Source organism: Nocardia sp. GCM10030253 (assembly GCF_042675075.1).
Lineage (GTDB): Bacteria > Actinomycetota > Actinomycetes > Mycobacteriales > Mycobacteriaceae > Nocardia.
The window spans coordinates 485,165-502,797 of sequence record NZ_JBHTDL010000014.1 but is presented as its reverse complement, the minus strand read 5'-3'; the positions used below and the strand labels follow the sequence as shown (position 1 = coordinate 502,797).

At 67.4% G+C, this 17,633-nt stretch carries 11 protein-coding genes; 6 read left to right on the top strand and 5 right to left on the bottom strand.

Annotation, left to right across the window (positions count from 1 at the left end):
- On the top strand, positions 1 to 6,233 hold a 6,233-nt coding region (locus ACFQZZ_RS31710), incomplete at its 5' end, for an amino acid adenylation domain-containing protein (RefSeq protein WP_378688002.1).
- Between the two features lie 239 nt (positions 6,234 to 6,472).
- Positions 6,473 to 7,495 carry an alpha/beta hydrolase gene (locus ACFQZZ_RS31705; RefSeq protein WP_378688068.1) on the top strand — a complete coding sequence of 341 codons (1,023 nt, stop codon included), beginning with the start codon at positions 6,473 to 6,475 and terminating at the stop codon, positions 7,493 to 7,495.
- Between the two features lie 217 nt (positions 7,496 to 7,712).
- On the opposite strand, the gene ACFQZZ_RS31700 is transcribed toward ACFQZZ_RS31705, so the two are convergent.
- Both ACFQZZ_RS31700 and ACFQZZ_RS31695 read right to left on the bottom strand, forming a co-directional pair.
- Positions 7,713 to 8,738, bottom strand: coding sequence for an SDR family oxidoreductase (locus ACFQZZ_RS31700; RefSeq protein WP_378687999.1), 1,026 nt, complete (start codon positions 8,736 to 8,738; stop codon positions 7,713 to 7,715).
- A 24-nt stretch (positions 8,739 to 8,762) separates the two neighbouring features.
- On the bottom strand, positions 8,763 to 9,566 hold the full coding sequence (locus ACFQZZ_RS31695; protein ID WP_378687997.1) for an enoyl-CoA hydratase-related protein: 804 nt from the start codon (positions 9,564 to 9,566) through the stop codon (positions 8,763 to 8,765).
- Between the two features lie 155 nt (positions 9,567 to 9,721).
- Between ACFQZZ_RS31695 and ACFQZZ_RS31690 the strand changes: the two genes are divergently transcribed.
- Positions 9,722 to 10,942 carry a TetR/AcrR family transcriptional regulator gene (locus ACFQZZ_RS31690; RefSeq protein WP_378687994.1) on the top strand — a complete coding sequence of 407 codons (1,221 nt, stop codon included), beginning with the start codon at positions 9,722 to 9,724 and terminating at the stop codon, positions 10,940 to 10,942.
- Position 10,943: 1 nt separating this feature from the next.
- On the opposite strand, the gene ACFQZZ_RS31685 is transcribed toward ACFQZZ_RS31690, so the two are convergent.
- Positions 10,944 to 12,446, bottom strand: coding sequence for an aldehyde dehydrogenase family protein (locus tag ACFQZZ_RS31685; RefSeq protein WP_378688065.1), 1,503 nt, complete (start codon positions 12,444 to 12,446; stop codon positions 10,944 to 10,946).
- 395 nt (positions 12,447 to 12,841) lie between these two features.
- Here ACFQZZ_RS31685 and ACFQZZ_RS31680 point away from each other — a divergent pair, with 395 nt between their 5' ends.
- The 3 genes from ACFQZZ_RS31680 to ACFQZZ_RS31670 are packed head-to-tail and all read left to right on the top strand — an operon-like array spanning position 12,842 to position 15,554.
- Positions 12,842 to 13,861, top strand: a complete 1,020-nt coding sequence (locus tag ACFQZZ_RS31680; protein WP_378687991.1) for an ATP-binding cassette domain-containing protein — start codon at positions 12,842 to 12,844, stop codon at positions 13,859 to 13,861.
- 29 nt (positions 13,862 to 13,890) lie between these two features.
- Positions 13,891 to 14,685 (top strand): ABC transporter permease, encoded by a 795-nt coding sequence (locus ACFQZZ_RS31675; RefSeq protein WP_378688063.1) that lies wholly within the window; start codon positions 13,891 to 13,893, stop codon positions 14,683 to 14,685.
- The gene (locus ACFQZZ_RS31670) at positions 14,682 to 15,554 is read left to right on the top strand and encodes an ABC transporter permease (protein ID WP_378687988.1); all 873 of its coding nucleotides are present in this window, start codon (positions 14,682 to 14,684) and stop codon (positions 15,552 to 15,554) included. Before ACFQZZ_RS31675 ends, ACFQZZ_RS31670 begins: the two co-directional genes overlap by 4 nt.
- Before the next feature lie 37 nt (positions 15,555 to 15,591).
- Here the strand turns inward: ACFQZZ_RS31670 and ACFQZZ_RS31665 are convergent, their stop codons facing one another.
- Together ACFQZZ_RS31665 and ACFQZZ_RS31660 are read right to left on the bottom strand one after the other, a co-directional pair.
- Positions 15,592 to 16,788, bottom strand: coding sequence for a lycopene cyclase family protein (locus ACFQZZ_RS31665; RefSeq protein WP_378687985.1), 1,197 nt, complete (start codon positions 16,786 to 16,788; stop codon positions 15,592 to 15,594).
- A gap of 116 nt (positions 16,789 to 16,904) precedes the next feature.
- Entirely contained in the window at positions 16,905 to 17,381 is a 477-nt protein-coding gene (locus tag ACFQZZ_RS31660) for a hotdog fold domain-containing protein (RefSeq protein WP_378687982.1), read from the bottom strand.
- Positions 17,382 to 17,633: the final 252 nt, after the last annotated feature.

Below are 17,633 nucleotides of genomic sequence, written 5' to 3'. Positions count from 1 at the left end.
GTACCGATTTCCAGGTGAAGATTCGTGGTTTCCGTATCGAGCTCGGCGAGATCGAGGCGGCGCTACTTGCGCTGCCTCGGATCGCGCAGGCCGCTGTCATCGCGCAGTCCGATCCGAGAATCGGCGACCGGCTGATCGCGTATCTGGTTGCGGCGGATCCCGAGTCCGGCGTGGATGTGGTCGCGGTGAAAGCGGCGCTGTCGGCGGTCCTGCCGTCGTACATGGTGCCGAACGCGTACCTGCCCTTGACGGCCCTGCCGCTGAACGCCAACGGCAAGCTGGACCGGAAGGCGTTGCCGGAAGCGGAATTCCAGACGCGGGTCTTCCGTGCCGCCTCGACGCCGATCGAGGAGATCGTTGCGGGTGTGTTCGCCGATGTGCTCGGTGTCGAGCGGGTCGGCGTGGACGACGACTTCTTCGCATTGGGCGGAAACTCGCTGCTGGCCACCCAGGCCGCGGCCCGCGTCGGCGCGGCACTGGACACCCGAGTGCTGGTCCGTCAGCTGTTCGAGGCGCCTTCCGTGTCGGGGTTGGCCGCGAAGGTGGAGCAGCATGTCGGCGTCGGTGGGCGTCTCGCGTTGGTTGCCGGGCCGCGTCCCGAGCGGATCCCGTTGTCGCTCGCGCAGCTTCGGATGTGGTTCCTCAACCAGTTCGACACCGATTCGGCGGCCTACAACATCCCGGTCGCGATCCGGCTGTCCGGTGAGCTGGATGTCGCGGCGCTGCACCTGGCCGTCCAGGACATGGTTGTCAGGCACGAAGTGCTGCGCACCATTTATCCGCAGACCCCCGATGGCCCGATTCAGCAGGTGCTCGCGCCACATGAGGTGCGTGTCGATCTCGAGCCGCTGCCGATCGCCGAGGCTGCGGCCGTCCAGCAGGTTCAGCACATCGTTGCCGCGGGCTTCGATGTCAGCGTCGAGGTCTCGTTCCGTGCCAGGCTGTTCCAGCTCGATGACAGCGAATACATCCTGGTCTTTGTCGCCCACCACATCGGGGCCGACGGCTGGTCGATGGGGCCGCTGGTGCGCGACGTGATGCTCGCCTATTCCGCCCGCAGCGGGGGCGAGGCGCCCGCGTGGGCGTCGCTGCCCGTGCAATACGCCGACTACAGCATCTGGCAGCGCGAGCTGCTCGGTGCGGAATCCGATGCGGAAAGTGTGATTTCGGCGCAGGCCGGCTACTGGCGCACCGCGCTGGCCGGTTTGCCCGCCGAGCTGAACCTGCCCACCGACCGCACCCGCCCCGCGGTGCAGTCCTTCGCCGGCGGCACCACGGATTTCGTGGTCGAGGCGCAGGTGTACGCCGGACTGCGCCAACTGGCCCGCGAACACAACGCGACCATGTTCATGGTTGTGCACGCCGCGCTCGCGGTATTCGTGGCTCGGTTGTCCGGTACCGACGATGTTGCCATCGGCACCGCGGTGGCAGGGCGCGGCGAGGCCGAACTCGACGACATGATCGGCATGTTCGTCAACACCTTGGTGCTGCGTACCCACGTACCGGGCGAGCTCACCTTCGGTGAGCTGCTCGCGCGAACCAAAGACACCGACCTGCAGGCCTTCGCGCACGCCGACCTGCCGTTCGAGCGACTGGTCGAGCTGCTCAATCCGCCGCGCTCGACCGCACGCCATCCGCTGTTCCAGGTGGCGCTGTCGTTCCTGAACCTCCCCGACAGCAGCTTCGAGTTGCCCGGGCTGAGCATCCAGACCGTCGATTTCGACACCAGTGTCGCGTCCTACGATCTTTCCCTGACCATCTGGGCGGCGGGCGATTCCGTCGACGGCGTCGGCATGCGCGGCGAATTCACCTTCGCGCGTGATCTTTTCGACGACGCCACGGTGCGCGTATTCGCCGACCGATTCACCCGACTGCTCGCGGCGATCGCCACCCGGCCGCAGACCCCGGTCGGTGATCTGCCGCTGCTCGACACCGCCGAAAGCGCGCTGCTGACCGGCCTGCACCGAGACCAGGTGATGGCCGGCGCGCTGCTGCCTGACCTGCTGACACGTGCCGTTCGCGCCGATCCGCAGGCCATCGCCGTTCGCTACGAGGGCCGCTCGGTGAGCTATGGCCAACTCGACGAGTACTCCTCGCGACTGGCGCGGGTGCTGATCGATCGCGGTGTCGGCCCGGAGAGCCTGGTCGCACTGGCCCTCCCACGCTCCTACGAGATGGTGGCCATGGTCTGGGCGGTGGCCAAAGCCGGTGGCGCACACGTGCCGATCGACCCGACCTATCCCGGGGAACGGATTCGGCACATGGTGACCGATTCCGGTGCGATCGTCGGCGTCACCGCCGCGGCCTACGCCGATGACCTGCCCGGTCGCGGTTGGCTGGTGCTCGACGATCCGGGCACCCAGGCAGTGGTGTCCGCGTACGCGGCCGATCCGGTCACCGATGCCGATCGGCTGGCGCCGTTGACGCCGCGACATCCGGCGTACGTCATCTACACCTCGGGTTCGACCGGTATGCCCAAGGGCGTCACCGTGACCCATGCCGGCCTCGGCGGCCTGATCGACTATGCGACAGAGGTATTCGATGTCGCACCACGGCACCGGTTCCTGCACCTGTGCTCGCCGAGCTTCGACCCATCGATCCTGGAATGGCTGTGCGCCTTCCACACCGGCGCGACGCTGGTGATCGTGCCGCCGAACGTCGTCGCGGGCCCGGATCTGGCCGAATTGCTGCGCGCGGAACGGGTCACCCACGCGATCTTCACACCCGCGGTGCTCGGCACGGTCGATCCGACAGGGCTGTCGGAGCTCGAATTCCTGTGCGTCGGTGGCGATGTGACTACGCCGGAGCTGGTAGCCAGGTGGCAGCCCGGTCGCCGGTATGTCAACGGCTATGGGCCGACCGAGGCGACGGTCGCGGTCTCCTATGGCGAGCTGAGCCCGCGGCGGCGCGTCACGATCGGCAAGCCGGTCCACGGAATGTCGCTGCTGGTGCTGGATTCGCGGTTGCACCCGGTGCCGCCCGGTGTGGCCGGTGAGCTGTACCTGGCGGGTGACGCGCTGGCCCGCGGCTACCACAACCGCGCGGGGCTGACGGCGGATCGCTTCGTCGCCGATCCGTGGGGTGCTCCCGGTGCGCGGATGTATCGCACCGGGGATGTGGTGCGCTGGTATGCCGAGCCGGGGGAGCGGGCGGGCAATGCCGCGGTGCCGTCGGTGGATTGGGAGCTCGACTGGGTCGGGCGCTCGGACTTCCAAGTCAAGATCCGTGGCTTCCGTATCGAGCTCGGCGAGATCGACGCCGTGCTGACAAGTCACGACGACGTGGAGTTCGCGGTCACCCTCGGTCGTGACACCGGCACGGGCGAGAAGATGCTCGCCGCCTATGTGCTGCCGGTGCCCAGCCGGACCATCGATGCGGCGGCGCTCACCGAATACGCCGCGCGCGTCCTGCCTGCGCACATGGTGCCCGCGGCGATCGTGGTGCTCGACGAGATTCCACTGACACCGGTCGGCAAGCTCGACCGCACGGCGCTGCCCGAGCCGGAACGTGCGCCGCGGCAGTACCTGGCGCCGTCGACCCCACTGGAACGGGTCGTCGCCGAGGTGTTCGCCGAGGTGCTCGGCATCGAGCGGATCGGTGCCGACGACGACTTCTTCGCCCTCGGCGGCAGTTCGCTGGTTGCGACACAAGCGGTGAGCCGACTGCGTGCGCAGACCGGTGCCGAGGTGCGGGTGCAGTGGTTCTTCACCGACTCCACCGTCGCGGCGCTGGCTCGCCGTATCGGAGCGTCGGATACCGACACCGACGACGACCCGAACGTGAACGCCGCGCTGGAAGTGCTGCTGCCGATTCGAGCCTTCGGCGCCGCTGCGCCGCTGTTCTGCATTCACCCGATGGCCGGATTGTCCTGGTGCTACACAGGTCTGGCCTCGTACGTACCGGTGGACCGACCGATCTTCGGGCTGCAGTCGCCAGCCCTTTCGGAGCCCGGCTACCTGCCGGATTCGCTGGACTCGATGGTGCGCCGCTACGTCGCCGAGATCCGCGCGGTGCAACCGGACGGGCCGTACAACCTGCTCGGCTGGTCCCTCGGCGGCGCGCTCGCCCATGCCGTCGCGGTCGAGTTGCAGGCCGATGGCGCGCAGGTGGCGCTGCTCGCCTTGCTCGACGGTCGCACCGGCGGCGATATCGCCGATTTCCGCGCCGAGATCAGGGCCGCCTTCGCGGAACTCGGCATCGACGCCTTCGCGGGCACCGACAACCTCCAGGTGCTCGACGACGCCGCACTCGCCGCCCTGCACGCCGCCATTTCGCCGGAGCTGGCCGTCCTCACCCAGGAACGACTCGGCCGGATCTATCGAGCCGCGGTGCGCTCGGTCGAGCTCGCCGTCGACCACCGGCACCGGGTATTCCACGGCCGGTTGGACTACTTCACCGCCGCGGGCCACGAAACCGAACATGCGGCCTGGCAGCCGTATGTCGACGGCGTCATCGTCGCGCATCCGGTTCCCGCGAGCCATGACCAGCTGACCTCTCCAGAAGCGCTCGACGTCATCGGCCCGCAGCTCACCGCGCTGCTCGCCCCGGAGACCATCGCCCGCGTCGAGGTGGCGACCCTGCCGGAAGCCGCGGTCGCCCCGGAGATCGCGAAAGAGTCGCACCTTCCGGTCGGCCCTGGGGTCGCGACGCCGTCGGATGTGGTGGTTGTGCCTGAGGTCGCGACGCCGTCGGATGTGGTGGTTGTGCCTGAGGTCGCGACGCCGTCGGATGTGGTGGTTGTGCCTGAGGTCGCGACGCCGTCGGATGTGGTGGTTGAGCCTGGGGTCATGACTCCGTCGGATGTCGTGGTTGTGCCGGAAATCACGAGGGCGTCGGAAATTCCGTTGGTGGTGGGGGTCTCGGCAGCACCGGGCGTCCGAGAAATGCCGGAGGCCTCGCGCGCACCCGAGGTTGTAATGCCGGTGTCGACACAACCCGCGGTCGAACCCGATGACTCCGCGGGTCCGCTGCCGTTGACGCCGAATGCGGTGCGGTTGCTCGAGGCCGGTGTCGAGGTGCGGGCGATTGTGATCGAGGTCCCATCGACCTGCTTGCCCGAGGCCGTGCAGGCGGCTGTCGACACCGTGCTCGAACAGCATCCGATGCTGTGGGTCCGGCTGCGCAGGGACGAGCGCTCCGGCGCACCGGTATTCGAGATCCCGGCCGCGGGCCAGCGATTCGACGAGGCCTTCCTGCAGTTGGATCGGACGAGCGCGGAGACCGCGCCGCCGCTGGATGACGTAGTGCGCGAGGTAGCCACCGAGCTGGACCCGACGCACGGCCGCAATATCCGCTTCGTCCTTGTTCGCGGGCGGGAAGAAGCGACGCTGGTGGTGGTCGCCAACGGCTTGGTGGTGGACGACGCGTCGTGGCGCACCATCATCGACAAACTGTCCGCCGCCTGGTGGCGTGGCAGGCACGCCGCCCCAGCAGTGCCGGAGTCGGGTCTGCGCGAGCTGCTGCACGCGCTGTCGCGGCGTGCGGAAGGCCCGGACGTTATCGATGAAATGACCTGGTGGCAGGATACTTTGGGGGCGGTGCCCGCCACGCTCAATCCCGCGGGCGGCTCGAATCCACGAGTGCGGCGGCGGGTGTCGCTGACCATTACCGCCGAGGGCACGGCTGCCGTCGCCGCCGCGGCTGCGGCGTATCAGGCCGAGGTCGACGAGGTCCTGCTGACCGCGGTGGCCCTTGCGCTGGTCACCGCCGCCGGTGAAACGGTCACCCGCACCATCGGTCCGGTGATCAGGCTGGCCGCCGACGCCCGCTCGGTGGCCCCGACCGACACCATCGTCGGCGGATTCACCACGGACTACCCGCTCCCGCTGCGACTGGACGGCGTGGATGTGGCCGACGCACTCGTCGGTGGACCAGCGGCAGGCGTCGCGATCGGGCAGATCAGGGAGCTGTGCCGGTCGGCGCCCGCGCGTGGCGTCGGTTACGGCGTGCTGCGCTACCTGAACTCCGATACCGGCGCCCGACTGCGCGCACTGCCGAGGGGGCGCTTCGCGCTGCGGTACCGCGATCTGCGTCCGGCCCGGGTGCACAGCGAAGCGCCGGTCGGTGACCTGCTGCTCGACCTCACCGCCGACGCGACCGCCGACGGCCTGCTGATCCGCTTCGACTACGCTGCCGAGGTGTTCAGCGGCGACGAGGTGAAGACCTTCGCCGAGCATTGGATCCGCGCATTGGGCGGCCTGGCCGAGCACGGACAGCAGTTGCTGGGCGGGTGACACCCGCCCGGGTCCGTCGGGGGGCATGAGATGATCGATTGGCCAGGTCAGGCATGATGGGGCAACATCGCAGTAACGATGGCCCCTGTTGTCACGACTACATAGGCCGTATGGTCGGCGTGGTGCCGAGTGTGGATGCCCGGCGGCCAGGGGAAAGCCCGCTTGTTATCTCGATACGAAGTGAAGGTGTGAAATTGCTCCGTCGACAGTCCCGGCGCCGCGGCACGCGTGCCGCCGCGATGATCGCGGCCACCGCAGTTCTCGCGGGCATCATGTCCGGATTCGGCACATCCACAGCGACGGCTGACCCGATCATGGATTCGAAGGCGCTGCTCGCCAACCCGGTCGCGCCCGACGGCTCGCGGATCACGAAGGCCGAATACAAGGACGGGCGCAGCATCCGGCTGACCGTGTACTCGGCGGCGATGGACCGGAGCTTCCCGGTCGACGTGCAGCGCCCGGCCGATGCCTCGGTGCCGCGACCCACCCTGTATCTGCTCAACGGCGCGGGCGGCGGTGAGGACGACGCGTCGTGGGTCGCCAAGACCGACGCAGCGCAGTTCCTCGGCGACAAGAACGTCAACGTCGTGCAGCCCATCGGCGGCAAGTGGAGCTACTACACCGACTGGATCAACGACGACCCGACGCTGGGCCGTAACAAGTGGAAGACCTTCTTCACCGAGGAGCTGCCCCCGCTGATCGACGGTGCGCTCGGCACCAACGGCGTGAACGCTATCGCCGGCTTGTCGACTTCGGGTACCACCGTGCTCGCGCTCCCGATCGCGAAGCCGGGTCTGTACAAGGCCGTGGCCGCCTACAGCGGCTGCGCCCAGACCAGTGACCCGGTCGGCTCGGAGTTCGTGAAGCTGACCGTGGAGACCTGGGGCGGCGGCAACACCGAGAACATGTGGGGCCCGAAGGGCTCGCAGGGTTGGGTCGACAACGACCCCTACGTGCATGCCGAGGGGCTGCGCGGTCTCGATCTCTACATCTCGACCGGCAACGGTCTGCCCGGCCAGTACGACCAGCTGAACAACCCGCACGCGCTGCCCGGCTCCTACGGTCTGGCCAATCAGATCCTCATCGGCGGCGTGATCGAGGCGGGCACCAACTACTGCACGCGCAACCTGCAGGGCAAGCTGAACCAGCTGGGCATCCCGGCGACATTCAACTTCCGCAACTCCGGCACCCACTCGTGGGGCTACTGGAATGACGAGCTGCATGCCTCCTGGCCGACCCTGGCCAAGGGTCTGGGCATCTAAAGCGCGCTGAACTGGCCTGATAGCTATCGACCGCCCTGGTCGCACCTCCGGTGCGCCAGGGCGGTCGGTTTTCGCGCAGCGCGTCGCATCGGGCGAGATATGTCACTGCCGTGCTCGGTCCGGCATTCGTAGCCGCCATCGCCTATGTCGACCCGGCAACGCGGCGTCGAGTATCAGCGCGGGCGCCCGGGTCGGATATCTACCGGTAACTAGCGGCTCATACCCAGTTCTCGATCCAGTACTTCCAGATCAGCGGTGCGTAGGCGGCCAGCGGCGGCACCTTGATGTCGGTTCCGCTGAGCGCTGCGGTGGTGCGGCGGCAGTCGAACCAGCAGGTGAATTCGCTGTGCTCCAACACATCCTGCGGGACGCCGACGTGGGGGAGCAGCCAGTTCGCGCCGGGCACCCGCAGCACCATGTCGAGGGTGCGTTTGGGCATCACCTCCACCAGGTGTGGCGCCCCGGCCTCGTCGGCGAACAGGTTCAGCGCCTCGACCGCACGCTGCCTGCGCGGATCGACCAGATGGAAGGTCGTCGCGTTCGAACCCGGCTGGTGGGCGAGGTAGTCCAGGGCGCGGGCGACGAAATCGACCGGCACCATATTGGTTTCGCCCAGCTTGGGTACCAGCACCGGCAGGATCCTCGGCAGCTGTGCGGCCATCCGCAGCAGCCGGAAGAAGTAGTAGGGCCCGTCGATCCGGTCGATCTCGCCGGTGCGGGAGTGGCCGACAACGATCGGCGGCCGATAGATGCGCCAGTTCAGTGCGGACTCGCGCACTATCCGCTCGGCCTCGAACTTGGCCTGCTGCATCGGCGTCGTCAGCACCTGGCCCTCGTCGAACATGTCCTCGGTGAAAAGGTCCTCGAACGAGCCGGCCACCTCCACCGTCGAGACATGATGCAGCAGGCCGGCTTTCAAATCCTCGGCCACATCGACCACGTGTCTGGTGCCGCCGCCGCGCTCGGTCAGGTCGTAACTGGAGGCCAGATTGAAGACCTGATCGATCGATCCGCGGTGCTCGGCCAGCCACGCCGGATCGATGCCGAGTCCGTCGGCGCCGAGATCGCCGCGGACCGGCCGCACCCGATCACCACCGTCCCACTCGCGGGCACAGCAGGTGTAGCGGTCGGCCGAGTTGATGCCCGGCCGGACAAGCACATGGATATCACCCTCGCGTTTGAGCAGCTCGGGGATGAGGAACCGACCGATGAACCCAGTTGCTCCGGTAACCAGGTAAGCCATAGCCGATGAACATAGCTTATCCGCTCAGTCGGCGAAGACCGGCTGGCGCTTGGTGAGCATTGCGGTCGCACCTTCGATGAAGTCGGGGGACTGCAACAGCTCGGTCTGACCGGACTTCTCGGCCGCGAGCGAGGCGTCGAGTTGAGTCAAAGTTGCCGCGTTGAGTGCCTTCTTGGTGAGCTCGAGAGCGCGGCGCGGGCCCGCGGCGATCTTCGCCGCGGCGGCCTCGACCTTCGCGTCCAGTTCGTCCTCGGCCAGCACCGCGGTGAACAGCCCGGCCGCCTTGGCCTGCGGGGCGGGCAGCCGCTCACCGAGCAGTGCCATCTCGGCCGCGAGCGGGCGTCCGGCGGCGGCGGCGACCATCGCCGCGGCGCCGCCGTCGGGCATCAAGCCGATATTGATGAAGGCGAGCAGCAGGTAGGACTCCGCGCTGGCGTAGACCAGATCGGCGGCGAGCGCGATGCCGACGCCGACGCCCGCCGCGGCGCCCTTGACTCGGGCGATGACCGGAATCGGCGCGTCCACAATCGATTTCACGAGACGATTGGCCGCATCCATCACCTGGTCGGAGGTGATGCCGCGCTGCGCCTCCGAAGCGGTCGCGGCCAGATCGGCGCCGGTGCAGAAGTCGGTGCCCTCGCCGGTCAGTAGGATCACTCGTACCGAGGAGTCCTCGGCGGCGGCAAGGAAGGTATCGCCGAGGGCGACCATCGTGTCGTAGTCGACAGCGTTCTTGCGCTTGGGCTTGGTGATGGTCACCCGGAGCACCTTGCCGTCGTGGACAGCTGAGAAGCCCGCAGGAGTGGTTGCGGAATCGGCGTTGCTCATGTGGTGCTCCTGGTCGGTAATTCGGCGGGCCGGTTTTCTGCAAGCAATCGCTACGGTTCGCCACGAATAGTGGTTAACTTTGCGAATTGTGGTTAACTTAGGTGGATTTGTCCGGCGCTGTCAACCAACAGTGCCGTCCAAGAACGGAGAGGTACATGGTCGCGGATCGCAGCGAGGTGCAACTCGCTCCCGCGCGGCCTGATGCCGGCCAGTCGGTCCGGCGGCGTCCGAAGGATCGCAAGGTGCAGATCATCCGGGCGGCCGCGCGTGCGTTCAGCGAACGTGGGTACTACCCGGTCGGTGTGGACGAGATCGCGGCCGAGGTCGGGATCTCCGGGCCCGCGCTGTATCGACATTTCCGTAACAAGTACGCGTTGCTCGTCGCGGCCGCGGAGGAGGGTGCGCGGCACTTGCTGAAGGTCGCCCTGGCGGCGGACGATCCGCAGCTGGAGCCGTCGCGGCGATTGGACGCCCTGATCAGGGCAATGGGCGAGCACACCATCGACATTCGGCGCGAGGCCGGACTGTATCGCTGGGAGCGCCGCTATCTGGAGCGGGAAGATCGGATCCGGATCAGAAAGATCTACGACGATCTGAACGCGACGGTCGCGGCGCCGATCGCGCAGCTGCGCCCGGACGCGCCGCCCGAGGACGTGGCGATGCTCGCGGCCGCGGTGCTCAGCGCGATCGCCAGCGTCTCCGCGCACCGCACCGCGTTGTCCACCGCAAGACTGCTGCCACTACTGCACGACATGTGCTGGTCGATCCTGCGCGCCGAGCTGCCGCCCGCGCCGCAGGAGCCGAATCCCGGGCCTGTCACCCGTGGCCTGCCGGTCACCTCGAAACGCGAACAGCTGCTCACCGAGGCGATCCGGATCTTCGGCAGACAGGGGTATCACGAAGCCAGCATCGAGGAGATCGGCGCGGCGGTCGGCATCAACGCCTCCAGTGTGTACCGGTACTTCACCAGCAAGGCCGACCTGCTCGCCGCGGCTTTCCACCGGACCGGCGATCGGGTCGCCATCGCGATCACCGAGGCACTGGCCGAAGCGACCAGCCGCCCCGACGCGGTCCGGCGCATCGCCTACCGTCAGGCCAGGCTGACCTTCTCGATGCCCGAGATCATGCCTGTCTACTACGCCGAGTTCAGCAATCTGCCGCAGGCCGAGCAGCACAAGCTGCGGGCTATTCAGCGCCAGAATGTCCTCGAATGGGCCAACCTGCTCGATGGCGACCCGGTCGAGGCCCGCTTCCGGGTGCACGCCGCCATCGGCCAGGTGATCGATGTCGGCAGGCTGACCAAGTTCGACTCCCGGCCCGAACAACTGGCCCGCGTCTGCGCGTTGATGGAAGCGGTGCTCCTCGGCGCGAGCTGAGTCAGCCCATCCGCCCGTGGCGCATGCGGAAGATGGCCTTGGCCACGCGCAGGTCGCGCGGATGGCGGTCGAAGGTGGACAGGTTCACCGGCGCTCGGTAGCGCTTGCGCGCGATGGCCAGCGTGCGGCTGAACTCTCGCAGGCCTTGGTCGCCGTGGTGGTGGCCCTGGCCGTATTCCCCGACCCCGCCGATCGGCAGCGCGGGGATCCCGGCGTAGGCGGTCGAAGAATTGATAGTCACAACGCCGACCCGGAGCTGCTCGGCGAACGCCTCGACGCCCTGCACGTCGCGAGTGAACACCGAGACCGCGACACCGTTGCCGACCGCATTGATGCGCTGCACGGCCTCATCCACGTTCGCCACCTTGTTCACGATCAGCACCGGCCCGATGCCCTCGCCGGTGATCGCGACGCTCTCCTCGGGCACATCGGCGAGCACGATGGGCTCGATGTAGGGCTCGCGAATCGACTCCATCCCGCCGACCACCGCCCTGCCGCCACGGGCCAGCGCATCGCGAACCTGTTTGCGCACCACGTCGACCTGCGACTCCAGAATCATCGGGCCATAGGACGCGCGCTTGTCCGCGCCGGGCCGTAGCCGCCGTGCCTGGTCTGTCACCAGCTCGAGGAACCGCTCGTAGACGGAGCCGGCGACGTAGGCGCGCTGGATGCCGGTGGCATTCTGGCCCGCATTGGCCATCGCTCCGAACACGGCCGCCTCCGCGGCATCGTCGAGTTTCGCGTCGACGTGGACAATCATGGCGCCCTTGCCGTTTCGCTCGACGACGACCGGTGTCATCGTCTGCGCGCACAGCGAGATCACCTCGCGCGCGCCCGCGTCGGAACCGGCGTAGGCGATCTTGTCCACCTTGGTCCGACACAGCGCGGCCCCGGTCCCGTGGTCGCCGGTAACCACCTGCAGCACAGGTTGATTCGGGGCAAGTCGGTTCCAGCTCTCGGCCAGCCACACGCCGACGCCGGTGGTGAGCTCGTTCGGTTTGAACACCACGGTGTTGCCTGCCGCCATCGCGTAGGCGATCGAGCCCATCGGGGTGAAGACCGGGTTGTTCCACGGCCCGAGCACGCCAACCACGCCGAGCGGCAGATAGCCGACGGAGGCGCGCTGGTTGCGGGTCAGCCAGGTGGATCCGAGCCGGTGCCGGTCGAGCACCCGCGCGGCGTTGCGCGCCGCCCAGTCCAGGTTCTCGACGGCGAGCATCACCTCGATTGCCGCATCCGCCTGAGGCTTTCCGGTTTCCTCACACAGGATTTCCACCAGTTCGCCTGCCCGCCTGGCAATGCTGCGCTTCCAGTCGAGCAACCAGCGTTTGCGTCCGCTGAATCCCAGTTCGGCCCACCACTTTTCGGCCGATCGCGCGGCGCGCACCGTACGGTTCAACTCGCCTGGACCCATCACGGCGTAATTGCCGACGACTTCGCCGGTGCGCGGGTCGTAGGACGTGAGCACGTTCGATCGACCCGATCGCTGCGCGGTCTCGGCCATGGTCACCTCTCGCAGAATCGGTGTTGTTTCGAGCAGTCGCTAGCGGTCCGGCACAGAACACTTCGGGAGAAGCAGCGCTGCCGCCGATGAGTGAGCGCGTGTGTTCCCCCGAATAGCAGACTATGGTCGCCGCGGCGGCCCGACAAGGCACTGCCGCCGCCCCTATGCTGCCCCTGACGGTCCGGACCGGCATCGAACCAGCACCGAGCCGATCGCCTGGGGTGAATGTGAGCAAGCCCACACTTTGGTGTGCGGTCCTGTGGGTACCGCGCTGACGACTCTTCGCGGATCGACGTGCCGGTAACATCACGCCGGGCGGTTCGGATCACCAACCCGGACGTACTTATGCGTGCGCGCCGGCGACCTGGTCGCCCCCGGCCGATAGTGGAGAGTTGATGCCGAGCTTGAACCAAGCAGATTCACACCCTGACGATGCCGTGTCCGGCACCAGCGAGGTCCGCGCCGCCGAATACGCGGTTGTCGTGGACGACGTCCGGAAATCGTTCGGTGACGTGCACGCGCTGCAAGGTGTCAGCTTTCGCGCCGAGCGAGCGAGCGTGCTCGGCATCCTCGGCCCGAACGGCGCGGGCAAGACCACCGCGGTGAAGATCATGTCCACCCTGCTGCGCCCGGACTCCGGCACGGCGACCATCGCCGGGCACGATGTCCGCAAGGATCCGGCCGGGGTGCGCCGGTCGATCATGATGACCGGTCAGTACGCCGCTCTCGACGAGCACCTGTCCGGTCGGGAGAATCTGGAACTTTTCGGCCGCCTGATGGGGCTGAGTAAATCCGCCGCCCGCAAGCGCGCCGATGTGCTGCTGGAGGAATTCGACCTGGTCGATGCGGCCCGCCGGGTGGTGTACAGCTATTCGGGCGGCATGCGCCGTCGCGTCGACATCGCCTGCGGTCTGGTGGTGCGGCCCGAGGTCGTTTTCCTCGACGAGCCGACCACCGGCCTGGACCCACGCAGCCGCCAGGGCGTCTGGGATCTGGTTACCGCGCTGCAGAAACAGGGCATCACGGTGCTGCTGACCACGCAGTACCTCGAGGAAGCCGACGTGCTCAGCGACAACATCATCGTCATCGACAAGGGCAGGGTGATCGCCGAGGGCACCGCCGACGAGCTGAAGGCGAAGACCGGCGGCAGCTACTGCGAGGTGGTTCCGCTGGACCCGAAGCAGCTGAACAACGCCGCCGCCGCGCTCGGTGATCTGGTGCCCCCGGCGGTGCTCGCCGAAATCAACGGAGGAGACCGGATTTCCATCCCGGCGCCCGAAGGCGCCGCCACCCTGACCGAAGCGCTGCGCAGGCTCGACTCCGCGGGAATCGACTTGGCTGACATCGCGCTACGGCGGCCCTCCCTCGATGACGTATTCCTGTCTATCACCGGCCATTCCGGTGGTGCGGCGTGACCGCTTCCACCGCTGAACGGACCGCCGGCATCGATACGTCGGCGCTGTTCGCCGAGCTACCCACCGCCAGGCTGTCGTCGTTCGCGCAATGGCGTGCGCTGACCGGCCGGATCGTCCGGACGATGGCCACCAAAGGCGAGCTGATCGTCGCGATCATCACCCCGCTGGTGTTCACGATCGGTTTCTATCTGCCACTTCGCTATGTGATGAAGTTCCAGGGCATCGACTACGCGCAGTTCGTGATGCCGATCATCGTGCTGCAGACCATGGCGTTCACCATGATGTCGAACGCGCAGCTGTCCGCATTCGAATCGCTGACCGGGTTCACCACCCGGCTGCAGACCATGCCGATCGGCACGCTGGTCCCGTTGACGGCGCGGATCTCCGCCGGGATGGTCCGCTCGGTCACCTCGTTGACCGCGGCGTTGCTCTTCGGTCACCTGATCGGCTTCCGTTTCGTCGCCGGGCTCGGCCAGGCCGTGCTCTTCTGTGGGTTCTCGCTGGCGATCGGGACTGTGCTCGCGATCGGTGCCGACACACTCGGCAGCCTCAGCAAGAATCCGGAATCGCTGAGCCAGGCACTGACCCTGCCGACCCTGATATTCGGCATGCTCTCCTGCGGTTTCGTCCCGGAGCGCAATTTCCCGGAGTGGATCCAGCCGTTCGTGCGCAACCAGCCGATCTCCCAGTTCTCCTTCGCGTTGGCTGACATGGCCCATGGCGGGGTGACGTGGCAGGTGCTGTGGGTGCCGCTGGTCTGGCTGGGCGGGCTCGCGATCGCGTTTATCCCGTTGGCGGTCTGGGCGAGCGTGAGGCGGGCATGAGTTCAGTAGAGGCAACCATGACGCATCCCGTCGCCGACGATATCGAGTCGGTCCGCAACTCCCCGCTTCCTGAGGTGACCGCGAAATCCGAACGTGCGCTGAGCACGTGGGCGGAGCACAGTCTGATCCAATGCAAGCGGCTGCTGCTGACGTGGGCGCGTGACTCGTCGACCACCATCCAGACCCTGATCTATCCGGCGCTGTCGCTGCTGATGTTCCGCATCGTGCTCGGTAAGCCGATCACCGCGGCCACCGGCATTCCGAGCGTCTACGGCCAGGTCGCGATGATGACGCTCATTGCGGCGATGACCGGCGCCGTGGTCAGCGCGCTCGGCTTCAAGGCCGAGAAGGCCACCGGTCTGCTCGGTCGCTTCTGGACCATGCCGGTGCACAGGGCCGCGGGTCTGACCGGTCGGATCCTTGCCGAGGCCGTCCGCATCTTGCTCAGCACCCTGTTCGTCATCGCTGTCGGCTTCGCCATCGGCTTCCGTTTCGGGCAGGGCCCGCTTGCGGCAATCGCCCTGATCAGCATTCCGGTGCTGTTCGGAATCGGTTTCGCCGTCCTGATCACGGCGCTGGCGACGATCACCGAAGGTGTCTTGCTCATCAGCCTCATCGGCACCTTCAACACCCTGCTGATGTTCTTCAATACGGGTTTCGTCCCGGTCTTCGCCTACCCGGTCTGGCTGCAGAGCACGGTCGAGAATCAACCCATGAGCTGTGCCATCGATGCTATGCGCGGCCTCTCCTATGGCGGGCCGGTAGCCGAGCCCCTGATGAAGAGCCTCGCCTGGACCATCGGCCTGATCGTGGTCTTCGCCTATCCCGCCATTCGCGGTTACCGCCGCGCCGCCGAAACCGGTCGCTGACCTATCGCCCTCGAACGGCACGTTCGGTAGCTCCGAGCTACCGAACGTGCCGTTCGGCGCTTTGTTGCGAGTCGATGAAGGGATAGTCGACCCAGCGGTTTCGGTTGGTCCAGCCGACGAGGTCGTAGCGCCAGCGGAAGGGCCATGTGTGCGCGACGGTGTTGAACAGGACGGCCCCGAGCGCGGTGTAGTCGGCATGGGCCGAGAGCAAGGCGCGTTGGCCGCGGGGTGACGCGGTGAAGAAGGCGTCGAACATGGAGATGGACTGTTCGGTGGTCAGGCGGCCGAGACCGTGTAGGCCGCGCATGCGCATCCAGTAGGTCAGACGGGCCTGCCATGGCCACAGTTCGGCGATGGGGTCGCGGCCCTGCCGCAGCGCGGTGATCGCGGTGTCGACAAGCGCAAGGGAATCGGCGACGCTGTAACCGGTACACGGGTGCATCATGCCGCCGCGGGAGCCGAACGGGATCGCTTGCGCCGTGCCCTTTTTCGGCGGCGGCTGGTCGAGCGGGTAGTGCGCGGCCTCGCTCGGCTCGTCGCCGGTGAGCGTGATCCCGTGTGCGGCCAAGCGGCTCAACGCGCGCTTGCGCAATTCGTGCTGCGGCATGCCGCCGCGGAGGCCGAGGCTGGTTTCCTCGAAGATCACGGTGCCGTCGCCGAGCGGGACGGAATAGAGGAACGACGGCGGTTCGTCGGGTCCCGCGCCGTTTTCCGGCCGCCAATCCAACAGCAGTCCTTCGCCTTCGGCGACCATCGGCGCCGCGGTCTCGGCGTCGACGAAGATGCCGTGCGCACTCGCGGCGCGGCGCTGCCCGAGCGTCGGCAGCCCGCGAGTGTCGAAAATCGTTGCTGCACTGAGGATTGTGCCGTCGGTGAGCTCGACCTCGTGCGCATCCACCCTGGTGGCCCTGCCCGTGACCACCGTGACGTCGTCGAGCGGCAGCGCAGCGCGCAGACCGGTCTTGGACAGCACACAGTAGGGGCGTTGGATGCGATGCTCGGTGCTGGTCCATACGGTCGGCGCGGCGATCCTGGCGGCAATCGCGCTGGGCGGCAGCCACTCCGGCAGTTCGTCGACCCAGCAGGAGAAAGTGGGCGGCCACAGCCGCTCGGGCCGCGGATCGACCGCGGTGACCCGCAGCCCGGCCCGCATCGCGCGGTGTGCCAGCGCCCGGCCGGTCGGGCCGAGCCCGACCACACAGAGATCGACATCCGGGCCCGCGCTGACACTCATACCGGCATTCAAACCTCGCGGCCACGCCGATGCAACTGTCTGCGACACCGATCACCGTATTTTCCGAGGCGGCCGCCGCCATCCTCGCCGAAACGCGGTGCCGGCGCGGTCGCCTGCTACTTCGGGGTGACCCAGGTGGTGATGTCGGCGTGCACGACCTCTAGCCCGTTCTTGTCGTAGATCGAGACGGGCACGATCAGATCCCTGCCCTCGGTGATCTGCGCGAAGTCCGGAATCTCCGGCAGCTTCGCCACCGCGCGCAGGCCGGTCTCCGCCTTGGCCAGGTACTGCACGTTCATTGCTTTCGGGATCCAGCGGTGGGTGCCTGGCACCGTCGCCTCGCTGAGCATCCCCATCGCAACCTCGGCCAGGTTGCACGCCGCGATGGCGTGGTAGGTGCCCAGATGATTGTGGATGCCGAACCACTTCGGCGAGGTCACCTCGCACAGTCCCGGCTCCAGCCGCACCACGCTCGGCAGCACCGTGCCGAAGTACGGCACCCGGGCAACCATGCCCAGGGAGAACAGGGTGTGCCCCAGCCGGTTGTCCGGCAGCTTCTTCCAGCCGCGGTAAGTGGCGGTCTCTTTCGTCATGCCCTTATCTTACTCATAAGTAAGTTCTGGCGCGGTAGGGTGCGGGCATGTGATTTCCGCGGTGCGACCGCTGCGGAGGCGCGCCCGGGATCCGGGGTCTGACCTGCGCTGGGGGCGGTTTGAACCGTCGAGCGGGGGGCGGATTTGAAGTCGTCGGGGGCATCGGGCATACTGTTCGGGTTGCCTTGCACCGGGCCATGCCTGTTCTACGGGTTGTGGTGGGTGGCGAGGCGAGCAGTACCCAATCGTGTA

Coding starts and splice junctions, on each gene's coding strand:
- ACFQZZ_RS31680 (WP_378687991.1), top strand. CDS start 12,842: ATGCCGAGCTTGAACCAAGCAGATTCACACCCTGACGATGCCGTGTCC.
- ACFQZZ_RS31690 (WP_378687994.1), top strand. CDS start 9,722: ATGGTCGCGGATCGCAGCGAGGTGCAACTCGCTCCCGCGCGGCCTGAT.
- ACFQZZ_RS31660 (WP_378687982.1), bottom strand. CDS start 17,381: ATGACGAAAGAGACCGCCACTTACCGCGGCTGGAAGAAGCTGCCGGAC.
- ACFQZZ_RS31670 (WP_378687988.1), top strand. CDS start 14,682: ATGAGTTCAGTAGAGGCAACCATGACGCATCCCGTCGCCGACGATATC.
- ACFQZZ_RS31665 (WP_378687985.1), bottom strand. CDS start 16,788: ATGAGTGTCAGCGCGGGCCCGGATGTCGATCTCTGTGTGGTCGGGCTC.
- ACFQZZ_RS31700 (WP_378687999.1), bottom strand. CDS start 8,738: ATGGCTTACCTGGTTACCGGAGCAACTGGGTTCATCGGTCGGTTCCTC.
- ACFQZZ_RS31705 (WP_378688068.1), top strand. CDS start 6,473: ATGATCGCGGCCACCGCAGTTCTCGCGGGCATCATGTCCGGATTCGGC.
- ACFQZZ_RS31685 (WP_378688065.1), bottom strand. CDS start 12,446: ATGGCCGAGACCGCGCAGCGATCGGGTCGATCGAACGTGCTCACGTCC.
- ACFQZZ_RS31695 (WP_378687997.1), bottom strand. CDS start 9,566: ATGAGCAACGCCGATTCCGCAACCACTCCTGCGGGCTTCTCAGCTGTC.